The following is a 17,293-nucleotide window of genomic DNA, read 5'->3' as shown; positions in this document are numbered from 1 at the left end:
CATCTGGGGGGATCGTGACCAACACCGCCGTCGGTGTCGCGCGGGTGCGTGGCCCCGGAGATCCCCCGCCCCGACCGCCCTGGAAGACCCGCTGGCGCCGCCCCATCGCGATCGCCCTCGGCGTGCTGGCCGTGCTGCTGGTCGGTGCCCTGGTGGCGACCTGGGTGCCGCCGGCCGACAAACCACCGGGGCCGGCGGCCGGCACGAGCGCTCCGGCCGCGTCCCCCGGCGCCGCGGTCGACGCCACCGGCGCCGTCCCGACCGCCTGGCCCGACGCGACCAACACCGGCGTGCCCAAGGGCATGGCGCTGACCAGGGCCGAGAGCCTCGACCTGGTGACCGACGGCCAGGTGGTGGCCGGCCTCGACATCGAAGGCTGCGTCGACGTCCACGCGAAGAACGTGACGATCCGCCAGTCCCGCATCACCTGCGACCGCAAGACGTGGGCGGTCCGCATTTTCGACACGGCGCAAAACCTGGTGATCGAAGATGTCGAGATCGACGGCAGTGGCGTCAACTCGACGGCGGTCTGCTGCGACGACTACACGCTGCGCCGGGTCAACGTGCACAACGTCGTCGACGGCCCGCGGTTGGGCGACCGCACCACCGTGGTCGACTCCTGGATCCACGACCTGGCCCGCCTGGGCGACTCACACAACGACGCGCTGCAGACCACCGGCGGCACCGCCATCGTGGTCAAGCACAACCGCCTCGAGCCCTACGACAAGGCCGCCAAGGACCCGCTCAACGCCTGCATGATGGTCGGCTCGACCACCTCGCCGGTGGTCCGCGACCTGGTCTTCGAAGACAACTACTGCAACGGCGGCAATTACTCGGTCGGCATCCGCGACGACCTGAAGGCGCAGTCGGTCACCTTCCGCCGCAACGTCTTCGGCCGCGACTTCCGCTACGGCGTGGTCGCCCACCCCGACCTGCCGGGCATCGACTGGGCGAACACCAACCTGTGGGCCGACAACCGCAAGCCGGTCCTCGACAACTGACCTCCGCGCCGCGCTCTAGGCGGCGTGCCGGCCGGCGCGGGGGTGGCTCAGCGGGATCCAGGCCAGCCTGCCGCCGAGCTTGCCGCGGACCAGGGTGCGGAGGCGGCGGTCGAGCAACCAGAGCACCACACCGGCGAGCAGGCCCGCCACGGCCGCGTAGGCGAGCAGCGCGAGCAACGGCGGCTCGATCGAGACATGCAGCGTGTGCAGGAGCCAGGGCACCGCGGCAGCGGCCGCACCCGACAGGATCGAGGGGATCGTCGGGGCCAGGAAGCGCGGTATCGAGCCGCCCACGGCCTTGCCGACCGTCACCCAGACCGAGGCCGCGTTCATCACGACCTGCATGCAGATCGCGGCGAGCGCGATCGCCGTCGCCTGGCGGGTGGCCGACGAGCCGTGCAGCAGGGTGCCGACGCCGGCGAAGACCACGACGCCCAGGATGCCGCGGGTCCACAGGATCGCCGCCAGCTTGGCCGGCTGGCCGATCGCCTGCAACGCCGGGCCGAGCAGCACCCCGTACGCGTTGAGCGCGCCATAAAGGCACAGCAGCGCGAGCGGCACCTCGGTGCCCGCCCACTGCGGGCCGAGGAACTCGACCAGCGGGCCGGCCGTCGCGACCAGGACGCCGAGCAGCGGCAGCCCGGTGAGCGCACCCAGGTGCTGGAGGGTGGTGAGGTGGCGGACGAAGGCCACCCGATCCTTTTGCAGCCGGGACAGCGACGGCAGGGCCACCTGTTGCAGCGAGCGCACCGTCACGTCGACCAGCATGTCGGGCAGCCGGGCCGCCAACCGGTAGATGCCGGTCGCGATCGGGCCGAAGAACAGGCCGGTGAAGATGATGTCGGCCTTCGAGCTCAGCATCGAGCCGAGGCCGGCGTTGGCGGAGTGGACCGAGAACTTCCACAGGTCGCGGATCGCGCCGAGCTTGAAGCTGCCGGTGGGGCGCCACGGGCAGACGGTCCACAGCACGACCAGGCCGACGAAGGCGTTCACCAGCGACTGTGCGACCAGCGCCCACACCCCGGCCCCCAGCAGGGCCAGCACCACGCCGGCCACGCCGCTGACCAGCGAGGCGCTCAGGGTGCGCAGGGCCACCGAGCGGAACTGCAGGTCTCGCCGGAGCACCGCCTCGGGCACGATCGTCAGTGCCTGCATCAGCACGAGCGGCGAGAGCGCCAGGCAGACGACGGTGAGCCGCGGCTCGCGGTTGACCAGCGCCCAGACCGGGCTGAGCGCGGCCGCGGCTCCGCACACCACGACGCCGGAGATGACCATCACGCCGAACGCCGCGTCGAGGTGCTCGGGGGTCAGCTTGTCGCGCTGCACGATCGCCGAGACCAGGCCCTGCTGGAGGATCGTCTGCGCGACCGTGATGAACACCGTCGCCATCGCGACGACGCCGAACTCGCTCGGCCCGAGCAGTTTCGCGAGCACGAAGGTGACCAGCACGGTGGCGCCGATCCGGCCACCGGTCAGCACGTAGGACCAGCCGATCGCGCTGCCCACGCCGGGCTTCTTCGCGGCCGGAGCCGCGGCCGGCTCGGCGGTCGGTGCGGTGACCACCTACGCGCCGCTCTCGGTCAGCGTCGGCATCGGCCGGCCGGTCAGCCGGCGCCGCAGCGCACCGAGCCGCACCCGGCCCCGGCGGGCGAACCAGGTGCCCAGGAACGCGGCCGAGTTGGCCAACCCGCCGGGATGGCCGCGCAACGCCCGGGCCGTCTGGCGGAGCATGTTGGTGCGCGGCGAGCGGGCCGCCTTGGCGCCACCGGCCGGCGCGAACCACGCGGTCGCCGACGCGGCGCTGTTGCCGGCCTGCCGGGTCGACGCGCCGTGCACGCGCCGCAGGAACAGCGGCTCGGGCACCTCGTGGATCTCGCCGAGCGCCGCTACCTCCGCCATCAGCGTGTAGTCGGACGACAGGAACGGCCGGATCAGCCCGGTGCGGCGCAGCGCCTCGAGCCGGAACACCCCGAAATGGGCGTGGCACAGGCTGATGTTGTTGGCCAGCCCGGAAAGCCGCTTCCAGGCCCGCGCGTCCCGCAGGTCGAGCTTGTCGGCATACGCGCCGATCGGCGCGCCTTCCTCGTCGATCAGAACCGTCTTCGGGTACGCGAGCACCGCGCGCGGCCCGGCGGCGTCGAGCGCGGCGACACACGCGCTGAGGAATCCCGGCCGGCAGATGTCGTCGTACGCCGCCCATTTGAACAGCTCCCCCGACGCCAGCTCGACCAGCTTGCCGAAGTTGGCGTGCCCACCCTGGTTCTGTTCGTTGCGCCACAACCGGATCCGCGGGTCGGCCATCGCGTAGCGCTGGCAGATCTCCCAGGTCTCGTCGGTCGAGGCGTTGTCGCTGATGAGGATCTCGAAGTCGGCGTAGTCCTGTGCCCGCAGCGCGTCGAGCGCCACGGGCAGGTAGCGGGCCGCGTTGTAGACCGGCACGCCGACCGTGAGCCGGGGCATCACGCCACCAGCAACTCGGCGTCGACGCCGAGGGCACGCAGGGATTCGGCGATCTCGCCCCGGTAGGCCGGGTTGGTGATGATGACGGTGCGGGTGCCCAGCCCGGCCAGCGTCGCCGGCGCGGTGACCTCGTGTCCCGTCACGGGCAGGAACCTACCCCACTTGCGGGCGTTGACGTCGACCACCGCCGCCAGCTTGCCGTCGGGGTCGGCGAGGTGCAGGAACTGCACGCCGCGCGAGCCCGCGCCCCAGAGCACCGGGTGGTCGCCGGCCGCGATCCGGTCGGCGATCAGCGTGCGCCACCGGTCGCGCTCGGCGAAGTGCCGGGCAGCGAAGCCGCGGATCGCCTCGAGCTGGCGGGAGACCGCTTCGGCGCCGGGCAGCGGCGCCGTGGAGGCCGGCGGGCCGGACACGTTGACCGAGAACTCGACGAACCGGAACATGCCCTGGAACAGCGGCCCGGTGTCTTCCACCCGCCAGCCGGCCCGCTCGACGATCCGGCGCAGCGAGTAGGCGTCGAAGTACGAGACGTGCGGGTAGATGACCTCCCAGCCCGCGGTGGCCATGTCGTAGCAGGCGTCCGGCACCTCGATGTAGCCGCGGACCGGCCGGTCGCCGGCCATCCGGCGCAGCGCCACCAGGAACTCGTAGGGATCGTCGATATGCTCGAACCAGTGGCGCGAGGTCACGAAGTCGAAGGGCGGCATCGTCCCGTCGAGCGGTGCGTGTCCACTGTGGAACTCAGCGCCGGACGGGTCCGGACCTTCCGGCCCGGCATACATCGCGTCGTAACCGATGCCCCGGGCGCCGGCGACGTGACACAGCTCACGGAGGAACTCTCCCTGGCCGCAGCCGATGTCGAGCACGGTCGCGCCACGCAGCGGGTAGCGGTCGACCAGGTGCTTGACCAACTCGGCAGAGAACGACTGGAACGCCGGCGAGTGGTGCAGGTTGGTGTCCATTGTCGTGTCGTAGTGCAGCAGTGCCGGGTCGAACTCGACGTTGCGCACGTAGGCGCAGGACGGGCAGTAGGACAGCGCCATCCGGCCCAGCGGCGAGGCCAGCGCCTCGTCACGGCTGGCCCAGTGCACCCCGCAGAAGACCGGGATCGTGCCCAGGTCGGCGAACGGGACCAGGTCGTCGTCGCCGCACGCGGCGCAGCGGGTCACGACGTCCACCGGAGCTGCTCGTCGATCCGGCCGGCGGCGAGCAGCGCGCGGATCTTCTTGAGCCGCTGGTAGCTCTCGCCGGTGAACGCCTCGATGGTCAGCCCGTGCCGGCCGTACTCCTCGACCAGTTGCTCCACACCCTTGCGCACCGTCCATGCTGGACGGAAGCCGGGCACCTCGGCGGCGATCCGGTCGCAGCTGACCCGGTAGTTGCGGGAGTCGGCCGAGGCGCCGCCGGCGAACGTCACGGTCGAGCCGACGACGACGTCGCGGACGATCTCGGCCACGTCGCGGATGAGGTAGTTCTCGCCGGTCTGCCCGATGTTGTAGGCCCGGTTGTGCACCACGTCACGCGGCGCCTCGAGCAGCGCCAGGAACGCCGCGGAGATGTCCTCCACGTGGACGAGCGGCCGCCAGGCGGTGCCGTCGGAGAGCAACCGCACCTCGCTGGTCAGCAGCGCGTGCGCGGTCAGGTCGTTGACCACCAGGTCGCCGCGCAGCCGCGGCGAGAAGCCGTAGGCCGTCGCGTTGCGCAGGTAGACCGGCGAGAAGTCGTCGTCGGCGAGTTCGGCCAGGCCCTGCTCGGACAGGATCTTCGACTCGCCGTACGGCGTAACCGGCGCGAAGCCGGCGTCCTCGTCGAGCGGCCGGTCGTCGAGGCCGGCGCCGTAGAGCGAGCACGACGACGAGAACAGGAACCGGCCGACGCCCGCGGCCTTGGCCGCCTTGGCCAGCCGTACGGTCGACCGGTGGTTGATGTCGTAGGTCAGGTCGGGGTTGAGGTTGCCGATCGGGTCGTTGCACAGCGCCGCGAGGTGCAGCACCGCGTCGTAGCCCCGCAGGTGTTCGGGCTCGACATCGCGCAGGTCGACCCGCAGGGCCGGCACCGCGGGCGGTGGCGGGCCGAGCACGCCGTCGGCGTACAAGCTGATGTCGAGGCCGGTGACGTCGTGTCCCGCGGCCCGCAGCAGCGGCACCAGCACGCTGCCGATGTATCCGTCATGGCCGGTCACGAGTGTGCGCATGGTGAAGCTCCGCAGCGTTGTCCGGGGTGAGAATCGCGAGTCTACGGACGGCTCGGCGGGACGGTCCGGACTAGTGTCGGACTTCTTACTCCACGCCCCATGGCCATGCGCCACCTGGCTAGCGTTTCGGCCGGGCGCGGGCCGGGCCGACTGTCCGCGCTGACCGGTGTTGGTTCGAAATCGGGGTACCTGCTCATGACCACTGCCGTTTGTCGCCTCTGCGCGACGCAGTTGACCGAAACGTTCGTCGACCTGGGCATGTCCCCGCTGTGCGAGAGCTACCTTCCAGCCGAGCGGCTGGACAGCGCGGAGACGTTCTACCCCCTGCATGTCCGGCTCTGCCCCAGTTGTCTGCTGGTGCAGTTGCCCGCATACGTCGCCGGCGAAGACATCTTCTCCGATTACGCCTACTTCTCGTCGTATTCGGACTCGTGGGTGGCGCACGCCAAGCGCTACGCCGACACGATGGCCGACCAGCTCGGGCTGGGCCCGGAGAGCTTGGTCACCGAGGTCGCCAGCAACGACGGCTACCTGCTGCAGCACTTCGTCGCGCGCGGCGTGCCGGTGCTGGGTGTCGAGCCGGCCGCCAACATCGCCCAGGTGGCACAGCTCGCGGGCATCCGCACCGAGAACGAGTTCCTCGGCGCGGAGACCGGCGCCGCGCTGGCCGCCAAGCACGGCCGGGCCGACCTGGTCGCCGGCAACAACGTCTACGCACACGTGCCCGACCTGGTCGGCTTCACCGCGGGCCTGGCCGCCCTGGTCAAGCCCGAGGGCCTGGTGACGCTCGAGTTCCCGCACCTGCTGCGACTGATCGAGCGCCGGCAGTACGACACGATCTACCACGAGCACTACCAATACCTCTCGCTGCTGACCGCCCAGCGGGCGCTGGCGACCGCCGGCCTCGTGGTGGTCGACGTCGAGGAACTGTCGACGCACGGCGGCTCGCTGCGGGTGCACGCCAAGCACGGCGCCGCGGCCGGCGAGCCGTCCAGCAACGTCAAGTCGGTCCTCGACGCCGAGGCCGAGGCCGGCCTGCACACCGTCGACGGCCACAAGGGCTTCGCCGAGGCGGTCTTCGACATCAAGCGCGACCTGCTCGACTTCCTGCTGACCGCGCGCGCCGAGGGTCGCCGGGTGGTCGGCTACGGGGCGCCGGGCAAGGGCAACACGTTGCTCAACCACTGCGGGATCCGGTCAGACCTGCTCGAATACACCGTCGACCGCAGCCCACACAAACAGGGCATGTTCCTGCCGGGCACGCACATCCCCATCCACGCGCCCGAGCGGATCGCGCAGGACCGGCCCGACTACGTGCTGGTGCTGCCGTGGAACCTGCGTACCGAGATCTCGGCCCAACTGGCCTACGTGCGAGAGTGGGGCGGCCGGCTGGTCTTCCCGATCCCGGACCTCGAGGTGGTGTGATGAAGGTCGTCCTCTTCTGCGGCGGCCTGGGCATGCGGATGCGCGAAGACGCGCAGTCCGCGCCGAAGCCCATGGCGATGATCGGTGACCGTCCCCTGCTGTGGCACGTGATGCGCTATTACGCCCACTTCGGGCACACCGACTTCGTGCTCTGCCTCGGCTACGGCGCGGCCGCGGTGAAGGACTACTTCCTGCACTACGACGAGACGCTCTCCAACGACTTCACCCTCGCGATGAGCGACCGCGACCTGCGGCTGTTCTCGTCCGACATCACCGACTGGAACATCACCTTCATCGACACCGGGCTCAACTCCTCGATCGGCGAGCGGCTGATGCGGGTCCGGGCCCATGTCGAGAACGAGCCGGTGTTCCTGGCCAACTACGCCGACACGCTGACCAACGCGCCGCTCGACGAGATGATCCGGCGGTTCGAGGCCAGCGAGGCGGTCGCCAGCCTGCTGGCCGTGCCGGTGCAGTCGACCCACCACGTGCTCGACATCGAGGGCGGCGACCGGGTCGCCGGCATCCGCCCGGTCAACGAACTCATGCAGTGGGAAAACGGTGGTTACTTCGTGCTCCGCCCGGAGATCTTCGATTACATGCGCGAGGGCGAGGAACTGGTGCCACACGCCCTGGAGCGGCTGATGCCGAGCGGGCGGGTGATCGCCCAGCGCTACAAGGGCTTCTGGCGCGCGGCCGACACCTTCAAGGACCGGGCCGAGCTGGAGCAGCTCTACTACTCGGCGCAGTGCCCGTGGATGCTCTGGGACACCAACCGCACCGGCGGCTCGCTCGCGCCGGCACTGATCTCCTGACGCCGATGCTTCCCTTCGCGTTGGCCGGCGTCCGCCGGGTCGTCCTGTTCGGCGCCCATCCCGACGACATCGAGATCGGCGCCGGCGGCCTGCTGCTCTCCCTGGCCGGGCCGTTGGACGTGCGCTACGTCCTGTTGAGCGGCACGCCCGACCGGCAGGCCGAGGCCCGGGCGGCCGCGGCCGCGTTCCTGCCCGGCGCACGGATCACCTTCGACCTGCACGACCTGCCCGACGGCCGCGGACCGGCGCACTGGGACCGGGCCAAAGACATCGTCCAGGCGGCCGCCGCCGGCGGTGCCGACCTGGTGGTCGCGCCGGCCAGGGACGACGCGCACCAGGACCACCGGCTGCTCGCCGAACTGGTGCCGACCGCGTTCCGGGACGCGGTCGTGCTGCACTACGAGATCCCGAAATGGGACGGCGATTGTGGCCGGCGTAACGTCTACGTGCCGCTGCCCGACGAGCGCGCCCGCCGCAAGGTGGAGTTGCTGCACGCCAACTTCCCGTCACAGAAGGACCGCGACTGGTGGGACGACGAGGTCTTCCTCGGCCTGGCCCGGTTGCGCGGGATGGAATGCCGGTCGCGGTATGCCGAGGCATACACCTGTGAGAAGGCGGTGATCTCGCTGTGACTGTCGCGGCGTGTCTGTTCGGTGTCCCAGGGTCCACATTGAACCTGGGCGTCGGTGCGTTGCGGGCGGCCACCATCGGCGCGTTCCTTTCGCGCGAGCCGGACGCCCGCATGACCGTCTTCGACGACGGCTGGGGCGAGCGCCCGGGCACGGCCTACGTGCACGGCCGGCCGGTGCCGATCATCCTGTCCGGCGCCCGGCACTCCCGGCGCTACCACAAGCCCGAGTCCTATGTGAACATGCGGGTCAGCGCGGCGCTCGGCGGCCTGGGCAACAGCGGCGTCTCAGCGATCGACGGCGCCGACGTGGTGCTCGACGTCAGCGGCGGCGACAGCTTCAGCGACATCTACGGCGAGCACCGGTTCCGCACGGTCGCCTGGCCGAAGAAGCTGGCCCTGCTGCGCAAGCGCAAGCTGGTGCTGCTGCCGCAGACCTACGGCCCGTTCAAGATTCCGCGGATCCGTGCGGAGGCGACCGGCCTGGCCCGCGGCGCGGCGATGGCCTGGGCCCGCGACCCCGACAGCTACGCGGCGCTCAAGGAGTTGCTCGGCGCCGACTTCGACCCCCGCCGGCACCGCGAGGGCGTCGACGTGGCCTTCGGCCTGGAGCCGCGGGCGCCCGAGGGCGCGGCGTTCGATCAGCTGTCGGCCTGGTTCTCGGCCGCCGACGGCCCGGTGATGGGCATCAACGTCAGCGGCCTGATGTCGCGGGCCGAGGGCATCGCGCAGTTCCGGCTGGCCGGCGACGGCGGCCGGGTGGCCCGGCAGATCTGCGAGCGGGTGCTCGACGAGCCCGACACCCGGGTGATCATCGTGCCGCACGTGCTGGCCGCCGGCGGCACCGACGACGACACCGCGACCAGCGAGGCGCTGCGCGCCGACCTGGCCACCAAGTACGGCGACCGGATCGCGATCACGCCGCGCGGGCTCGACCCGCACCAGACCAAGTGGGTGATCAGTCGCACCGCGTGGTTCTGCGGTATGCGGATGCACGCCACGATCGCGGCCCTCTCCTCGGCCGTGCCGGCGGCGATCCTCGCGTACAGCCTCAAGGCCCGCGGGGTGTTCGCCACCGTCGGGCAGGAGCGGCACGTGGCCGACGCCCGCACGCTCGGCGACGACGAGTTGCTCGACACGTTGTGGAAGTCGTGGTCCAACCGCTCGGCCGCCGCGGCCGAGCTGGCCGAACGCGTGCCGGTGGCCGTGCGCCGCGCGGGCGAGCAGATGGACGAGATCGTGGCGCTGGCTCGAGAGGGTGCGGCATGAGGGAACCGCGCGACGTGCACGACGTCGCGGCCGGGAAGATGTGCACCGGTTGCGGCGTCTGCGCCTACCTGGCGCCCGACGAGGTGCGGATGGGTGACGTCCTCGAATACGGTCGCCGCCCGCTGCCGCTGCTGCCGGTCCGCGGCCCCGGCGCGGCCGAAGCGTTGAGGTGCTGCCCGGGCGTCAAGCTCGAACACGACTCGGGTGCGCCCGGGCCGGGCGAATACGCCGACCTGCGCGCCGCCTGGGGTCCGGTGCTCCGGGTGTACGAGGGCTACGCGGCCGATCCGGAGATTCGCTTCGCGGGTTCCAGCGGCGGCGTGGCGACCGCCCTCTCGGCGTTCCTCATCGAGCAGGAGGGGATGACCGGCGCGCTGCACATCGGCGCCCGGGCCGACGTGCCCTATCTCAACGAGGCGCGGCTGTCCCGCAGCCGGGAGGAGTTGCTGGCCAACGCCGGCTCCCGCTACGCGCCGGCCAGCCCGTGCGAGCGGCTCGACCTGGTCGAGGCGGGCGAGACGCCGAGCGTGTTCATCGGCAAGCCGTGCGACGTGGCCGCGGTCTCGATGGCGCGGCGGGAGCGGCCCGAGCTCGACCGCAAGGTCGGCCTGACCATCGCGGTGTTCTGTGCCGGCACCCCGTCGACCCAGGGCACGCTCGAGATGCTCAAGGTGATGGGTGTCGACGACCCGTCGACCATCACGCACGTCGCCTACCGCGGCAACGGCTGGCCCGGCGAGGCCCGCACCGCGGTCGCCGGCGAGTCGCGGGAGCGCACTCTGACCTACGAGCAGTCGTGGGGCGACATCCTGCAGAAGCACCGCCAGTGGCGCTGCTACCTGTGCGCCGACCACACCGGCGAGTTCGCCGACGTCGCGGTCGGCGACCCCTGGTATCGCCCGACCGCCGGGGACCCCGGCCGCTCGCTGGTGCTGGCCCGCACCGAGCGCGGCCTGAAGCTGATCGAGGCCGCGATCGCCGCCGGCGCGCTGGTCCTCGAGCAGGTCGGCCCGGAACTGCTGCCGGCGTCGCAGCCCAACCTGCTGCGCGCCCGCGGTGCGGTGTGGGGCCGGATGGTGACGCTGCGGGCGGCGGGCCTGATGACCCCGCGCACCCGGCACCTGCCGATGGCCCGGATGTGGCGGGAGAACCTGTCCGCGAAGGAGAAGCTCCAGTCGACGGTGGGCACGGTCCGGCGGATCCGCCGCAAGCGGCTGCGCGACCCCGCCGACCTCAAGCCGATGGAGTGAGACCCTCGACATAGGACGGGTAGGCCGGCCGCCAGCCCAGCTCCCGGGCGGCTTTGGCGTTGGACACCCGCATCGAGGTGTCGATCGCGAAGGTCGCCACATAGGGCGCGGCCAACCGGAACAGCCACGGCGGCAGGCGGGGCGGCGCGGGAGTTCCGTAGGCGGCCGCCATCGCCGTGAACAGGTCGGCCCACGACGCCGGGCGGTCGTCGACGATGTTGTAGGCCTGCCCGGCGCGGCCCGCTTCGAGCGCGAGGACGGTCGCGGCGGCCGCGTCGTCGTGGTGGATCCAGCCGAGCAGGCCGCCGCGGCTGACCGGGAGCCGGCGCCGGGCCAGCAGCGCCCGCTTCTCGGCCGGGTCGCCGCCGTAGAACATGCCGTAGCGCAGGGCGATCCCGGCCGGCGCGGTGAACGCCTGCTGCTCGGTCGCGCGCATCGCGGCCAGGTGCGGATCGCAGGCGTCACCCTGAGCCTGCCCGAACGGGTCGTCCTCGGTCAGCACGCGGTCGCCGTGGTCGCGGTAGCCGTACCCCAGGATGATCGACTGGGTGACGAACCGCCCGGCGCCCAGGCTCTCCGCCGCGGCCAGCAGGTTGGCCGTGCCGGCCTCGCGCAGCCGGTCGGTGGGCACCATTCCCCGGTGCCGGGTCGGTGCCGCCCGCAGCGCGGTCAGTTCATGCACCACCGCGTCGGCCGACATCCCGTCGACCGCGCGCAGCAGGCTCGTGCGGTCGAGCGCGTCGGCGACGACGGGCCGCGCGCCCAGGGCCGCGAGGGTGGCCGGCCCGGCGCCGCCACGGGTCAACCCGATCACCTCGTGGCCGGCCGCGAGCAGCCGGCGGGTCAGCGGGATGCCGAGGACACCGGTGCCACCGGCGAGGAACACCTTCATGGGCGGACTTCTTCCACATCGGACGGATGGCGCTCGAGATCGTCGGACAGCTCGGCCAGGTGCCGCCGCAGCTCGGCCACCGCCACCGCGCCGTCGGACTCCTGCGCGGCCAGCCCGGTGGCGGTGTGCCGGATCAGGCGGGCGTGCTCGTCGAGCCGGGCCGAGGCCCGCAGCACCGCGCACACCTCGAGCGACACGCTGAACGCCAGGCTCGAGGCGGCCAGCATCGTGCCGGCCGAGGGCGCCGCCGACTGCAGGACCAGCCGATCGAGGTCGCGGGTGAGGGTGCAACCAGACATTCCGCCACGGTAGGCGGCCGCCCGGCACGCCCGAATCCGTCGCGTGACCGGTCCCGGCGATAGGTTGAAGGTCGTGCTGGTTGGAAGGGCCGCCGAGCTCGCCGAGATCGACCGGTTGCTCGCCGGCGTCCGCTCCGGGCGCAGCGCCGCGCTGCTGCTCCAGGGCGAGGCCGGCAGCGGCAAGACCACCCTGCTCGACCGGGCCGCGGCGGCGGCCGAGGGGTCGGGCCTGCGGGTGCTGCGCTGCGCCGGTGTCGAGTCCGAGGCGGAGCTGCCGTTCGCCGGCCTGCACATGCTGCTGCGCGGCACCCTCGACCGGCTCGACGCGCTGCCGGACCCGCAGGTCGCCGCGCTGAAGGCGGCGTTCGGCCTGGCCGAGGCGCCCGGTGTCGACCGGTTTCTGGCCGGTCTGGCCACCCTGACCCTGCTGTCCGAGGCCGCGCCGTTGGTCTGCCTCGTCGACGACGTGCAGTGGCTCGACGCCGCCTCGGTGGAGGCCCTGCTCTTCGCCGCGCGCCGGCTCGACGCCGAGGGCGTGCTGCTGCTGCTCGCGGCCCGCGACGACGCGCCGGCGACCGGTTTGCCCACCCGGCACCTGCGCCGGTTGTCCGGTGCGGAGGCGGCCGCCCTCTTCGACGCGCACGCGCCGGACCTGCCGGCCGCGGCGCGCGACCGCCTGCTCAGTGAGGCCGGCGGCAACCCGCTCGCCCTGATCGAGCTGGCCCGTGCCCAGGACGGCCGGGCCGCAGCCGGCGGCAACCCGCTCGTGCTGGTCGAGTCGGCCCGCGGCCACGCCGGCCCGACCGACGGGCGCGCCGCCGGCCGCGTGGTGGCGAGCTTCGGCGCCCAGGTCGACCGCCTACCGGAGGCCACGCGGCGGCTGCTGCTGGTGACCGCGGCCGACGACACCGGCGAGCCACGCGTCGTCTTCGACGCCGCCGAGCGGCTCGGCGCGGGCCTGGCCGACCTCGCCCCGGCCGAGGCCGCCGACCTGGTGCGACTGACCGACGGGACGGTGGCGTTCCGGCACCCGCTGATCCGCACGGCGGTCTACGGCAAGGCGGCCACGGTCGACCGGCTGGCCGCGCACCGGGCGCTCGCACAGGCGCTGACCGGGCCGGAGGAGCGGGACCGCCGCGCCTGGCACCTGGCCGCCGCCGCCACCGGATTCGACGCCACCGCCGCCGACGCGCTCGACGAGGCGGCCGCCCGGGCCGGGCTGCGGGGTGGCTACGCGGCCAGTGCGGCGGCGTACGAGCGGGCCGCCCGGTTGACCGCCGACCCGACCGAGCGGGGCCGGCGCCTGGCGGCGGCCGCCACCCGGGCCCGCGACGCCGGTCAGCTCGGCCGGGCCGCCGCGCTCGCCGCCGAGGTCGCCGACCTGCCCACCGACCCCGGCACGGCGGCGATGACGGCCTGGGTGCGGGCCAAGGTCGAGTTCGAGCAGGGCTCTCCGGCCCGCGCGTCCACCATGGTCACCGACGGCGCGGCGCTGATCCACGACAGCGATCCCGACCGCGCCGCGCAGATGCTGATCGAGACGATGCGGATGGCCTATTTCGCCGACCGGCCACCGGATCTGACCCGGCCGGTCGCGCTGATCCGCACGCTGCGCCTGCCGGCCGACGACCCCCTACGCCCGCTGATGTCGGCCAGCGCCACCCTGGGCGAGTTGCTGGGCGGCAACACCGCGGCGCCGCTCGGGCCCGCGGTGCACGCGGTCCGCCCCGACCTGATCAGCCCGGCGATCGCCGGCACCCGGGCCCACGTCGCCTTCCTGCGCCTGTTCGTCGGTGCCGACGAGGGGGCGTTCGAGCTCAGCGGCCGGCTCCTGGCCGAGGGCCGGGCCCGCGGGCTGATCGGCGGCCTGCCGCACCTGCTGCTCAACCACGCAATGGCCGCCCTCGCCCTCGGCCGGCTCCGGGAGGCCGAACGCAGCGGCCTGGAGGGCGTCCGGATCGCCGAGGAGACCGGCCAGGAGCACTCGGCCGGCAACCTGCGCACGCTGGTCGCCCGGATCTACGCGCTGACCGGCGACGAGGACCGCTGCGCCGACTGGGCCGCCGAGGCGATCCGGCTCGGCGGCGAGCGGCACCAGGCCAACGCCGCGCTCGCGACCCTCGCGCTGGGCACGATGGACGTGGCCGCCGGCCGCTACCCGGCGGCGCTGGAGCGCTTCGAGTCCATGCCGGAGGGGGCGCGTACCCACCTCGGTTTCTCTTATCTCGCACCGCCCGAGTGGGTCGAGGCCGCGGTCCGGGCCGGTGCACCGGACCGCGCCGCGCCGGTCCTCGACCGCTACGCCGGCTGGGCCGCACACCAGAGCGGCCCGGTGGTCGCCGGCCTGGTCGCCCGCTGCCGCGCGCTGCTGGCCGACGACGCCGGGCCGTTCTACGACCGGGCGCTGGCGCTGCTGGGCGAGGCCAACCGGCCGCTCGCGCTGGCTCGCACCCGGCTGCTCTACGGCGAATGGCTGCGCCGGGTGCGCCGCCGGACGCAGGCCCGCGAGCCGCTGCGCGCCGCCCTGCGGGTGTTCGACGAGGTCGGCGCCCGCCCGTTCGCCGAGCGCGCCCGCGCCGAGTTGCGCGCGACCGGCGAGACGCTGCCGGTCGCCGCCGACCGGGCCAGCGTGCTCACCCGGCTGACACCGCAGGAGTTGCAGGTCGCCCGGCTGGCGGCCAGCGGGCTGAGCAACCGCGACATCGGCGCGCAGTTGTTCCTGAGCCCCCGCACGGTCGGCTACCACCTCTACAAGATCTTCCCCAAGCTCGGCATCGCCGACCGGCACCAGCTCGCCGGCATCGACCTGAGCTGAGCCGATCCGGCCGGGTGACCGGTCGTCCGACAGATTCGGCGGCCGGCTCCGACGGCGCAGGCTGGCGCGCATGGAATGCGGGAAACCACACGTGGTGGTCACAGGCGCGTCGACCGGAATCGGCCGCGCCAGGGCAGCGCGGCTCGCCGCGGCGGGCTGGCACGTCTTCGCGGGCGTGCGGCGGGACGTCGACGCGCGCGCGGTCGAAGCGGCGGCGATCACCCCACTGATCCTCGACGTGACCAGGGAGGACCAGGTCAAGGCTGCGGTCGTGGCGGTGGAGGAGCACGTCGGCCCGGCCGGGCTGACCGGGCTGGTCGACAACGCGGGCATCGGGGTGACCTGGCCGCTCGAACTGCTGCCGCTGGAGACGCTCCGCCATCAGTTCGAGGTCAACGTCGTCGGGCAGGTCGCGGTGACGCAGGGCTTCCTCCCGCTGCTGCGCGCGGCCCGCGGCCGGATCGTGGTGATCGGGTCGATCGGCGACCGGATGAGCATCCCGTTTGGCGGCCCGCTCGGTGCCTCGAAAGCAGCGCTGGGCGCGCTGACCGAGTCGCTGCGCCAGGAGGTGGCGCCGTTCGGCGTGCGGGTCGTGCTGCTGGCGCCGGCGAGCATCCACACCGAGGCGGTCGACAAGGTCGAGCAGGGTGCGCGTCGGGCGGTCGAGCAGTTCCCGGCCGAACTGCGCGACCTCTACGCCGACACCTACCTCGGCATGGTCGCCCGCGCGATGGCCCGCGAGCGGGCCGGCAGCCCGCCGGAGGTGGTCGCCGCGACGGTCGCGAAGGCGTTGACGGCGCGCCGGCCCCGAGCCCGCTATCTGACCGGCAAGGACGCCCGGCTGCTGGCCGCAGTCGGCCGCTGGTTGCCCATCCGGGCCCAGGACGCGCTGCGCCGGCGGATCTTCCACCTCCCCGCTCAGCGCGGCCCGTCGTAGGCCTGCCGGGCCTCCTCGACGGCGTCGAGGTGGGTGGTGGCCCACTCGGAGAGGTGCGCGAACAGCGGCGCGAGGGTGCGCCCGAGGTCGCTGATCTCGTATTCGACCCGGGGCGGGATCTCGGCGTGATAGGTGCGCACCACCAGCCCGTCGCGCTCGAGTTGCCGCAACCGCTGGGTGAGCACCTTCGGTGTGATCGAGGCGATGCCGCGCTCGAGTTCGACGAAGCGCTGCCGGCCGTAGTAGTTGAGCGACCAGAGGATCGGCGTCGTCCACCGGCTGAACACGATGTCGACCACGGGCGAGATCGGGCAGGCCTGCTCCGGCGCCAGCTCCATGGGTAGTCACTTTCCTCTAGGTACCTACTATCAACGCGATGTTAGCGTCGCCCGGTCGCCGCGCACCAGGCGCGGCTGACGCCAAACATCGGGGAGCTTTCGATGATCGTGGTGACCGGAGCAACCGGTAATGTCGGCCGTCCGCTGGTGCGGGCCCTGCGCGAGACGGGCGAGCGGGTGACGGCGGTGTCCCGCACGGCAACGCCTCCCGGCGTGCCGGCCGACCTGTTCAGACCGGAGACGCTCAAGCCGGCGGTCGACGGTGCCGACGCCCTCTTTCTGCTCGTCTCCGGTGCGGGTGCGGGGCTCGACATCGGAGCGATCCTCGACGTCGCCAGGGCCGGCGGCGTAGGGCGGATCGTGCTGCTCTCCTCGCAGGCGGTGGGCACCCGGCCGGGTTCCCCGTCCTACGCCCCGCTGCGGGCGATCGAAGACGCCATCGCCGGCTCCGGTCTGGTGTGGACGGTGCTGCGGTCGACGGGTTTCGCGACGAACGCGTTCGCCTGGGCACCGTCGATCCGCGCCGAGCGCACGGTGGCGGCGCCGTTCGGCGACGTCGGCCTGCCGGTCGTCGACCCGGCGGACCTGGCCGGGGCGGCGGCCACGGTGCTGCGCGACGGCCGGCACGGCGGCCGGGTATACGAGCTGACCGGCCCGGCATTGGTGACGCCCCGGGAGCAGGCCGAGGCCATCTCGGCGGCGCTGGGTGAACCGATCCGGTTCGTCGACCTGACCCGCGAGGAGGCCCGCGCCCGGATGCTCCAGTTCATGCCGGAGCCGGTGGTCGACGGCACCCTGGCCATTCTCGGCACGCCCACCGCGGCCGAGCAGCGGATCAGCCCCGACGGCGCGGCGCTGCTCGGCCGGGCACCCGGCGCCTTCGCCGACTGGGCCCGCCGCAACGCCGCCGCGTTCGGCGGCTCAGAAGAGCTGTAGCGACCCGGTGCCCTGGGCGTGGCGCTCGCCCACC

General features: G+C 73.0%; 16 protein-coding genes. 9 read left to right on the top strand and 7 right to left on the bottom strand.

Annotated features, from left to right (window positions below):
- Positions 1 to 14: 14 nt before the first annotated feature.
- Entirely contained in the window at positions 15 to 1,001 is a 987-nt protein-coding gene (locus tag AB0J74_RS21650; RefSeq protein WP_363450548.1) for a hypothetical protein, read from the top strand.
- A gap of 15 nt (positions 1,002 to 1,016) precedes the next feature.
- On the opposite strand, the gene AB0J74_RS21645 is transcribed toward AB0J74_RS21650, so the two are convergent.
- The 4 genes from AB0J74_RS21645 to AB0J74_RS21630 are packed head-to-tail and all read right to left on the bottom strand — an operon-like array spanning position 1,017 to position 5,655.
- Positions 1,017 to 2,564, bottom strand: a complete 1,548-nt coding sequence (locus AB0J74_RS21645; RefSeq protein WP_363450546.1) for a lipopolysaccharide biosynthesis protein — start codon at positions 2,562 to 2,564, stop codon at positions 1,017 to 1,019.
- A complete protein-coding gene (locus AB0J74_RS21640) occupies positions 2,565 to 3,461 on the bottom strand; it encodes a glycosyltransferase family A protein (protein ID WP_363450544.1) in 897 nt (298 codons plus the stop codon). It abuts the gene before it with no gap.
- Positions 3,461 to 4,639 carry a methyltransferase domain-containing protein gene (locus AB0J74_RS21635; RefSeq protein ID WP_363450542.1) on the bottom strand — a complete coding sequence of 393 codons (1,179 nt, stop codon included), beginning with the start codon at positions 4,637 to 4,639 and terminating at the stop codon, positions 3,461 to 3,463. Before AB0J74_RS21635 ends, AB0J74_RS21640 begins: the two co-directional genes overlap by 1 nt.
- Entirely contained in the window at positions 4,627 to 5,655 is a 1,029-nt protein-coding gene (locus tag AB0J74_RS21630) for an NAD(P)-dependent oxidoreductase (RefSeq protein ID WP_363450540.1), read from the bottom strand. The genes AB0J74_RS21635 and AB0J74_RS21630 overlap by 13 nt, the downstream gene beginning before the upstream one ends.
- A 195-nt stretch (positions 5,656 to 5,850) precedes the next feature.
- Here AB0J74_RS21630 and AB0J74_RS21625 point away from each other — a divergent pair, with 195 nt between their 5' ends.
- The 5 genes from AB0J74_RS21625 to AB0J74_RS21605 are packed head-to-tail and all read left to right on the top strand — an operon-like array spanning position 5,851 to position 11,042.
- Positions 5,851 to 7,080 (top strand): class I SAM-dependent methyltransferase, encoded by a 1,230-nt coding sequence (locus tag AB0J74_RS21625; protein ID WP_363450538.1) that lies wholly within the window; start codon positions 5,851 to 5,853, stop codon positions 7,078 to 7,080.
- Entirely contained in the window at positions 7,080 to 7,895 is an 816-nt protein-coding gene (locus AB0J74_RS21620) for a glucose-1-phosphate cytidylyltransferase (protein ID WP_363450536.1), read from the top strand. Before AB0J74_RS21625 ends, AB0J74_RS21620 begins: the two co-directional genes overlap by 1 nt.
- 5 nt (positions 7,896 to 7,900) lie before the next feature.
- Positions 7,901 to 8,527 (top strand): PIG-L family deacetylase, encoded by a 627-nt coding sequence (locus tag AB0J74_RS21615; protein WP_363450533.1) that lies wholly within the window; start codon positions 7,901 to 7,903, stop codon positions 8,525 to 8,527.
- Positions 8,524 to 9,792 (top strand): polysaccharide pyruvyl transferase family protein, encoded by a 1,269-nt coding sequence (locus AB0J74_RS21610; protein ID WP_363450530.1) that lies wholly within the window; start codon positions 8,524 to 8,526, stop codon positions 9,790 to 9,792. Before AB0J74_RS21615 ends, AB0J74_RS21610 begins: the two co-directional genes overlap by 4 nt.
- Positions 9,789 to 11,042 carry a Coenzyme F420 hydrogenase/dehydrogenase, beta subunit C-terminal domain gene (locus tag AB0J74_RS21605; RefSeq protein WP_363450528.1) on the top strand — a complete coding sequence of 418 codons (1,254 nt, stop codon included), beginning with the start codon at positions 9,789 to 9,791 and terminating at the stop codon, positions 11,040 to 11,042. The genes AB0J74_RS21610 and AB0J74_RS21605 overlap by 4 nt, the downstream gene beginning before the upstream one ends.
- Here the strand turns inward: AB0J74_RS21605 and AB0J74_RS21600 are convergent.
- Positions 11,026 to 11,934, bottom strand: coding sequence for an NAD(P)-dependent oxidoreductase (locus AB0J74_RS21600; RefSeq protein ID WP_363450526.1), 909 nt, complete (start codon positions 11,932 to 11,934; stop codon positions 11,026 to 11,028). The two genes, AB0J74_RS21605 and AB0J74_RS21600, sit on opposite strands and share 17 nt — an antisense overlap.
- Entirely contained in the window at positions 11,931 to 12,233 is a 303-nt protein-coding gene (locus AB0J74_RS21595) for a hypothetical protein (protein WP_363450524.1), read from the bottom strand. Before AB0J74_RS21595 ends, AB0J74_RS21600 begins: the two co-directional genes overlap by 4 nt.
- Positions 12,234 to 12,276: 43 nt before the next feature.
- On the opposite strand from AB0J74_RS21595, the gene AB0J74_RS21590 reads away from it, so the two are divergent.
- The gene (locus tag AB0J74_RS21590; RefSeq protein WP_363450522.1) at positions 12,277 to 15,048 is read left to right on the top strand and encodes a BREX system ATP-binding domain-containing protein; all 2,772 of its coding nucleotides are present in this window, start codon (positions 12,277 to 12,279) and stop codon (positions 15,046 to 15,048) included.
- A gap of 70 nt (positions 15,049 to 15,118) precedes the next feature.
- Positions 15,119 to 15,985, top strand: coding sequence for an SDR family NAD(P)-dependent oxidoreductase (locus AB0J74_RS21585; protein WP_363450520.1), 867 nt, complete (start codon positions 15,119 to 15,121; stop codon positions 15,983 to 15,985).
- Here the strand turns inward: AB0J74_RS21585 and AB0J74_RS21580 are convergent.
- A complete protein-coding gene (locus tag AB0J74_RS21580; RefSeq protein ID WP_363450518.1) occupies positions 15,967 to 16,323 on the bottom strand; it encodes a helix-turn-helix domain-containing protein in 357 nt (118 codons plus the stop codon). The two genes, AB0J74_RS21585 and AB0J74_RS21580, sit on opposite strands and share 19 nt — an antisense overlap.
- Positions 16,324 to 16,425: 102 nt before the next feature.
- On the opposite strand from AB0J74_RS21580, the gene AB0J74_RS21575 reads away from it, so the two are divergent.
- Complete coding sequence (locus AB0J74_RS21575; RefSeq protein WP_363450516.1) at positions 16,426 to 17,259, top strand: NAD(P)H-binding protein; 834 nt, start codon at positions 16,426 to 16,428, stop codon at positions 17,257 to 17,259.
- Positions 17,260 to 17,293 lie beyond the last annotated feature (34 nt).

Source organism: Asanoa sp. NPDC049573 (genome assembly GCF_040676615.1).
GTDB lineage: Bacteria > Actinomycetota > Actinomycetes > Mycobacteriales > Micromonosporaceae > Asanoa.
The sequence above is the reverse complement of the archived record's forward strand: the minus strand, read 5'-3'. Positions and strand labels throughout refer to the sequence as shown.

What these genes read in the sequence shown, in the direction of transcription:
- AB0J74_RS21640 (WP_363450544.1), bottom strand. Translation starts at nt 3,461, where the DNA reads ATGCCCCGGCTCACGGTCGGCGTGCCGGTCTACAACGCGGCCCGCTAC.
- AB0J74_RS21630 (WP_363450540.1), bottom strand. Translation starts at nt 5,655, where the DNA reads ATGCGCACACTCGTGACCGGCCATGACGGATACATCGGCAGCGTGCTG.
- AB0J74_RS21625 (WP_363450538.1), top strand. Translation starts at nt 5,851, where the DNA reads ATGACCACTGCCGTTTGTCGCCTCTGCGCGACGCAGTTGACCGAAACG.
- AB0J74_RS21620 (WP_363450536.1), top strand. Translation starts at nt 7,080, where the DNA reads ATGAAGGTCGTCCTCTTCTGCGGCGGCCTGGGCATGCGGATGCGCGAA.
- AB0J74_RS21615 (WP_363450533.1), top strand. Translation starts at nt 7,901, where the DNA reads ATGCTTCCCTTCGCGTTGGCCGGCGTCCGCCGGGTCGTCCTGTTCGGC.
- AB0J74_RS21605 (WP_363450528.1), top strand. Translation starts at nt 9,789, where the DNA reads ATGAGGGAACCGCGCGACGTGCACGACGTCGCGGCCGGGAAGATGTGC.
- AB0J74_RS21600 (WP_363450526.1), bottom strand. Translation starts at nt 11,934, where the DNA reads ATGAAGGTGTTCCTCGCCGGTGGCACCGGTGTCCTCGGCATCCCGCTG.
- AB0J74_RS21595 (WP_363450524.1), bottom strand. Translation starts at nt 12,233, where the DNA reads ATGTCTGGTTGCACCCTCACCCGCGACCTCGATCGGCTGGTCCTGCAG.
- AB0J74_RS21585 (WP_363450520.1), top strand. Translation starts at nt 15,119, where the DNA reads ATGGAATGCGGGAAACCACACGTGGTGGTCACAGGCGCGTCGACCGGA.
- AB0J74_RS21580 (WP_363450518.1), bottom strand. Translation starts at nt 16,323, where the DNA reads ATGGAGCTGGCGCCGGAGCAGGCCTGCCCGATCTCGCCCGTGGTCGAC.
- AB0J74_RS21575 (WP_363450516.1), top strand. Translation starts at nt 16,426, where the DNA reads ATGATCGTGGTGACCGGAGCAACCGGTAATGTCGGCCGTCCGCTGGTG.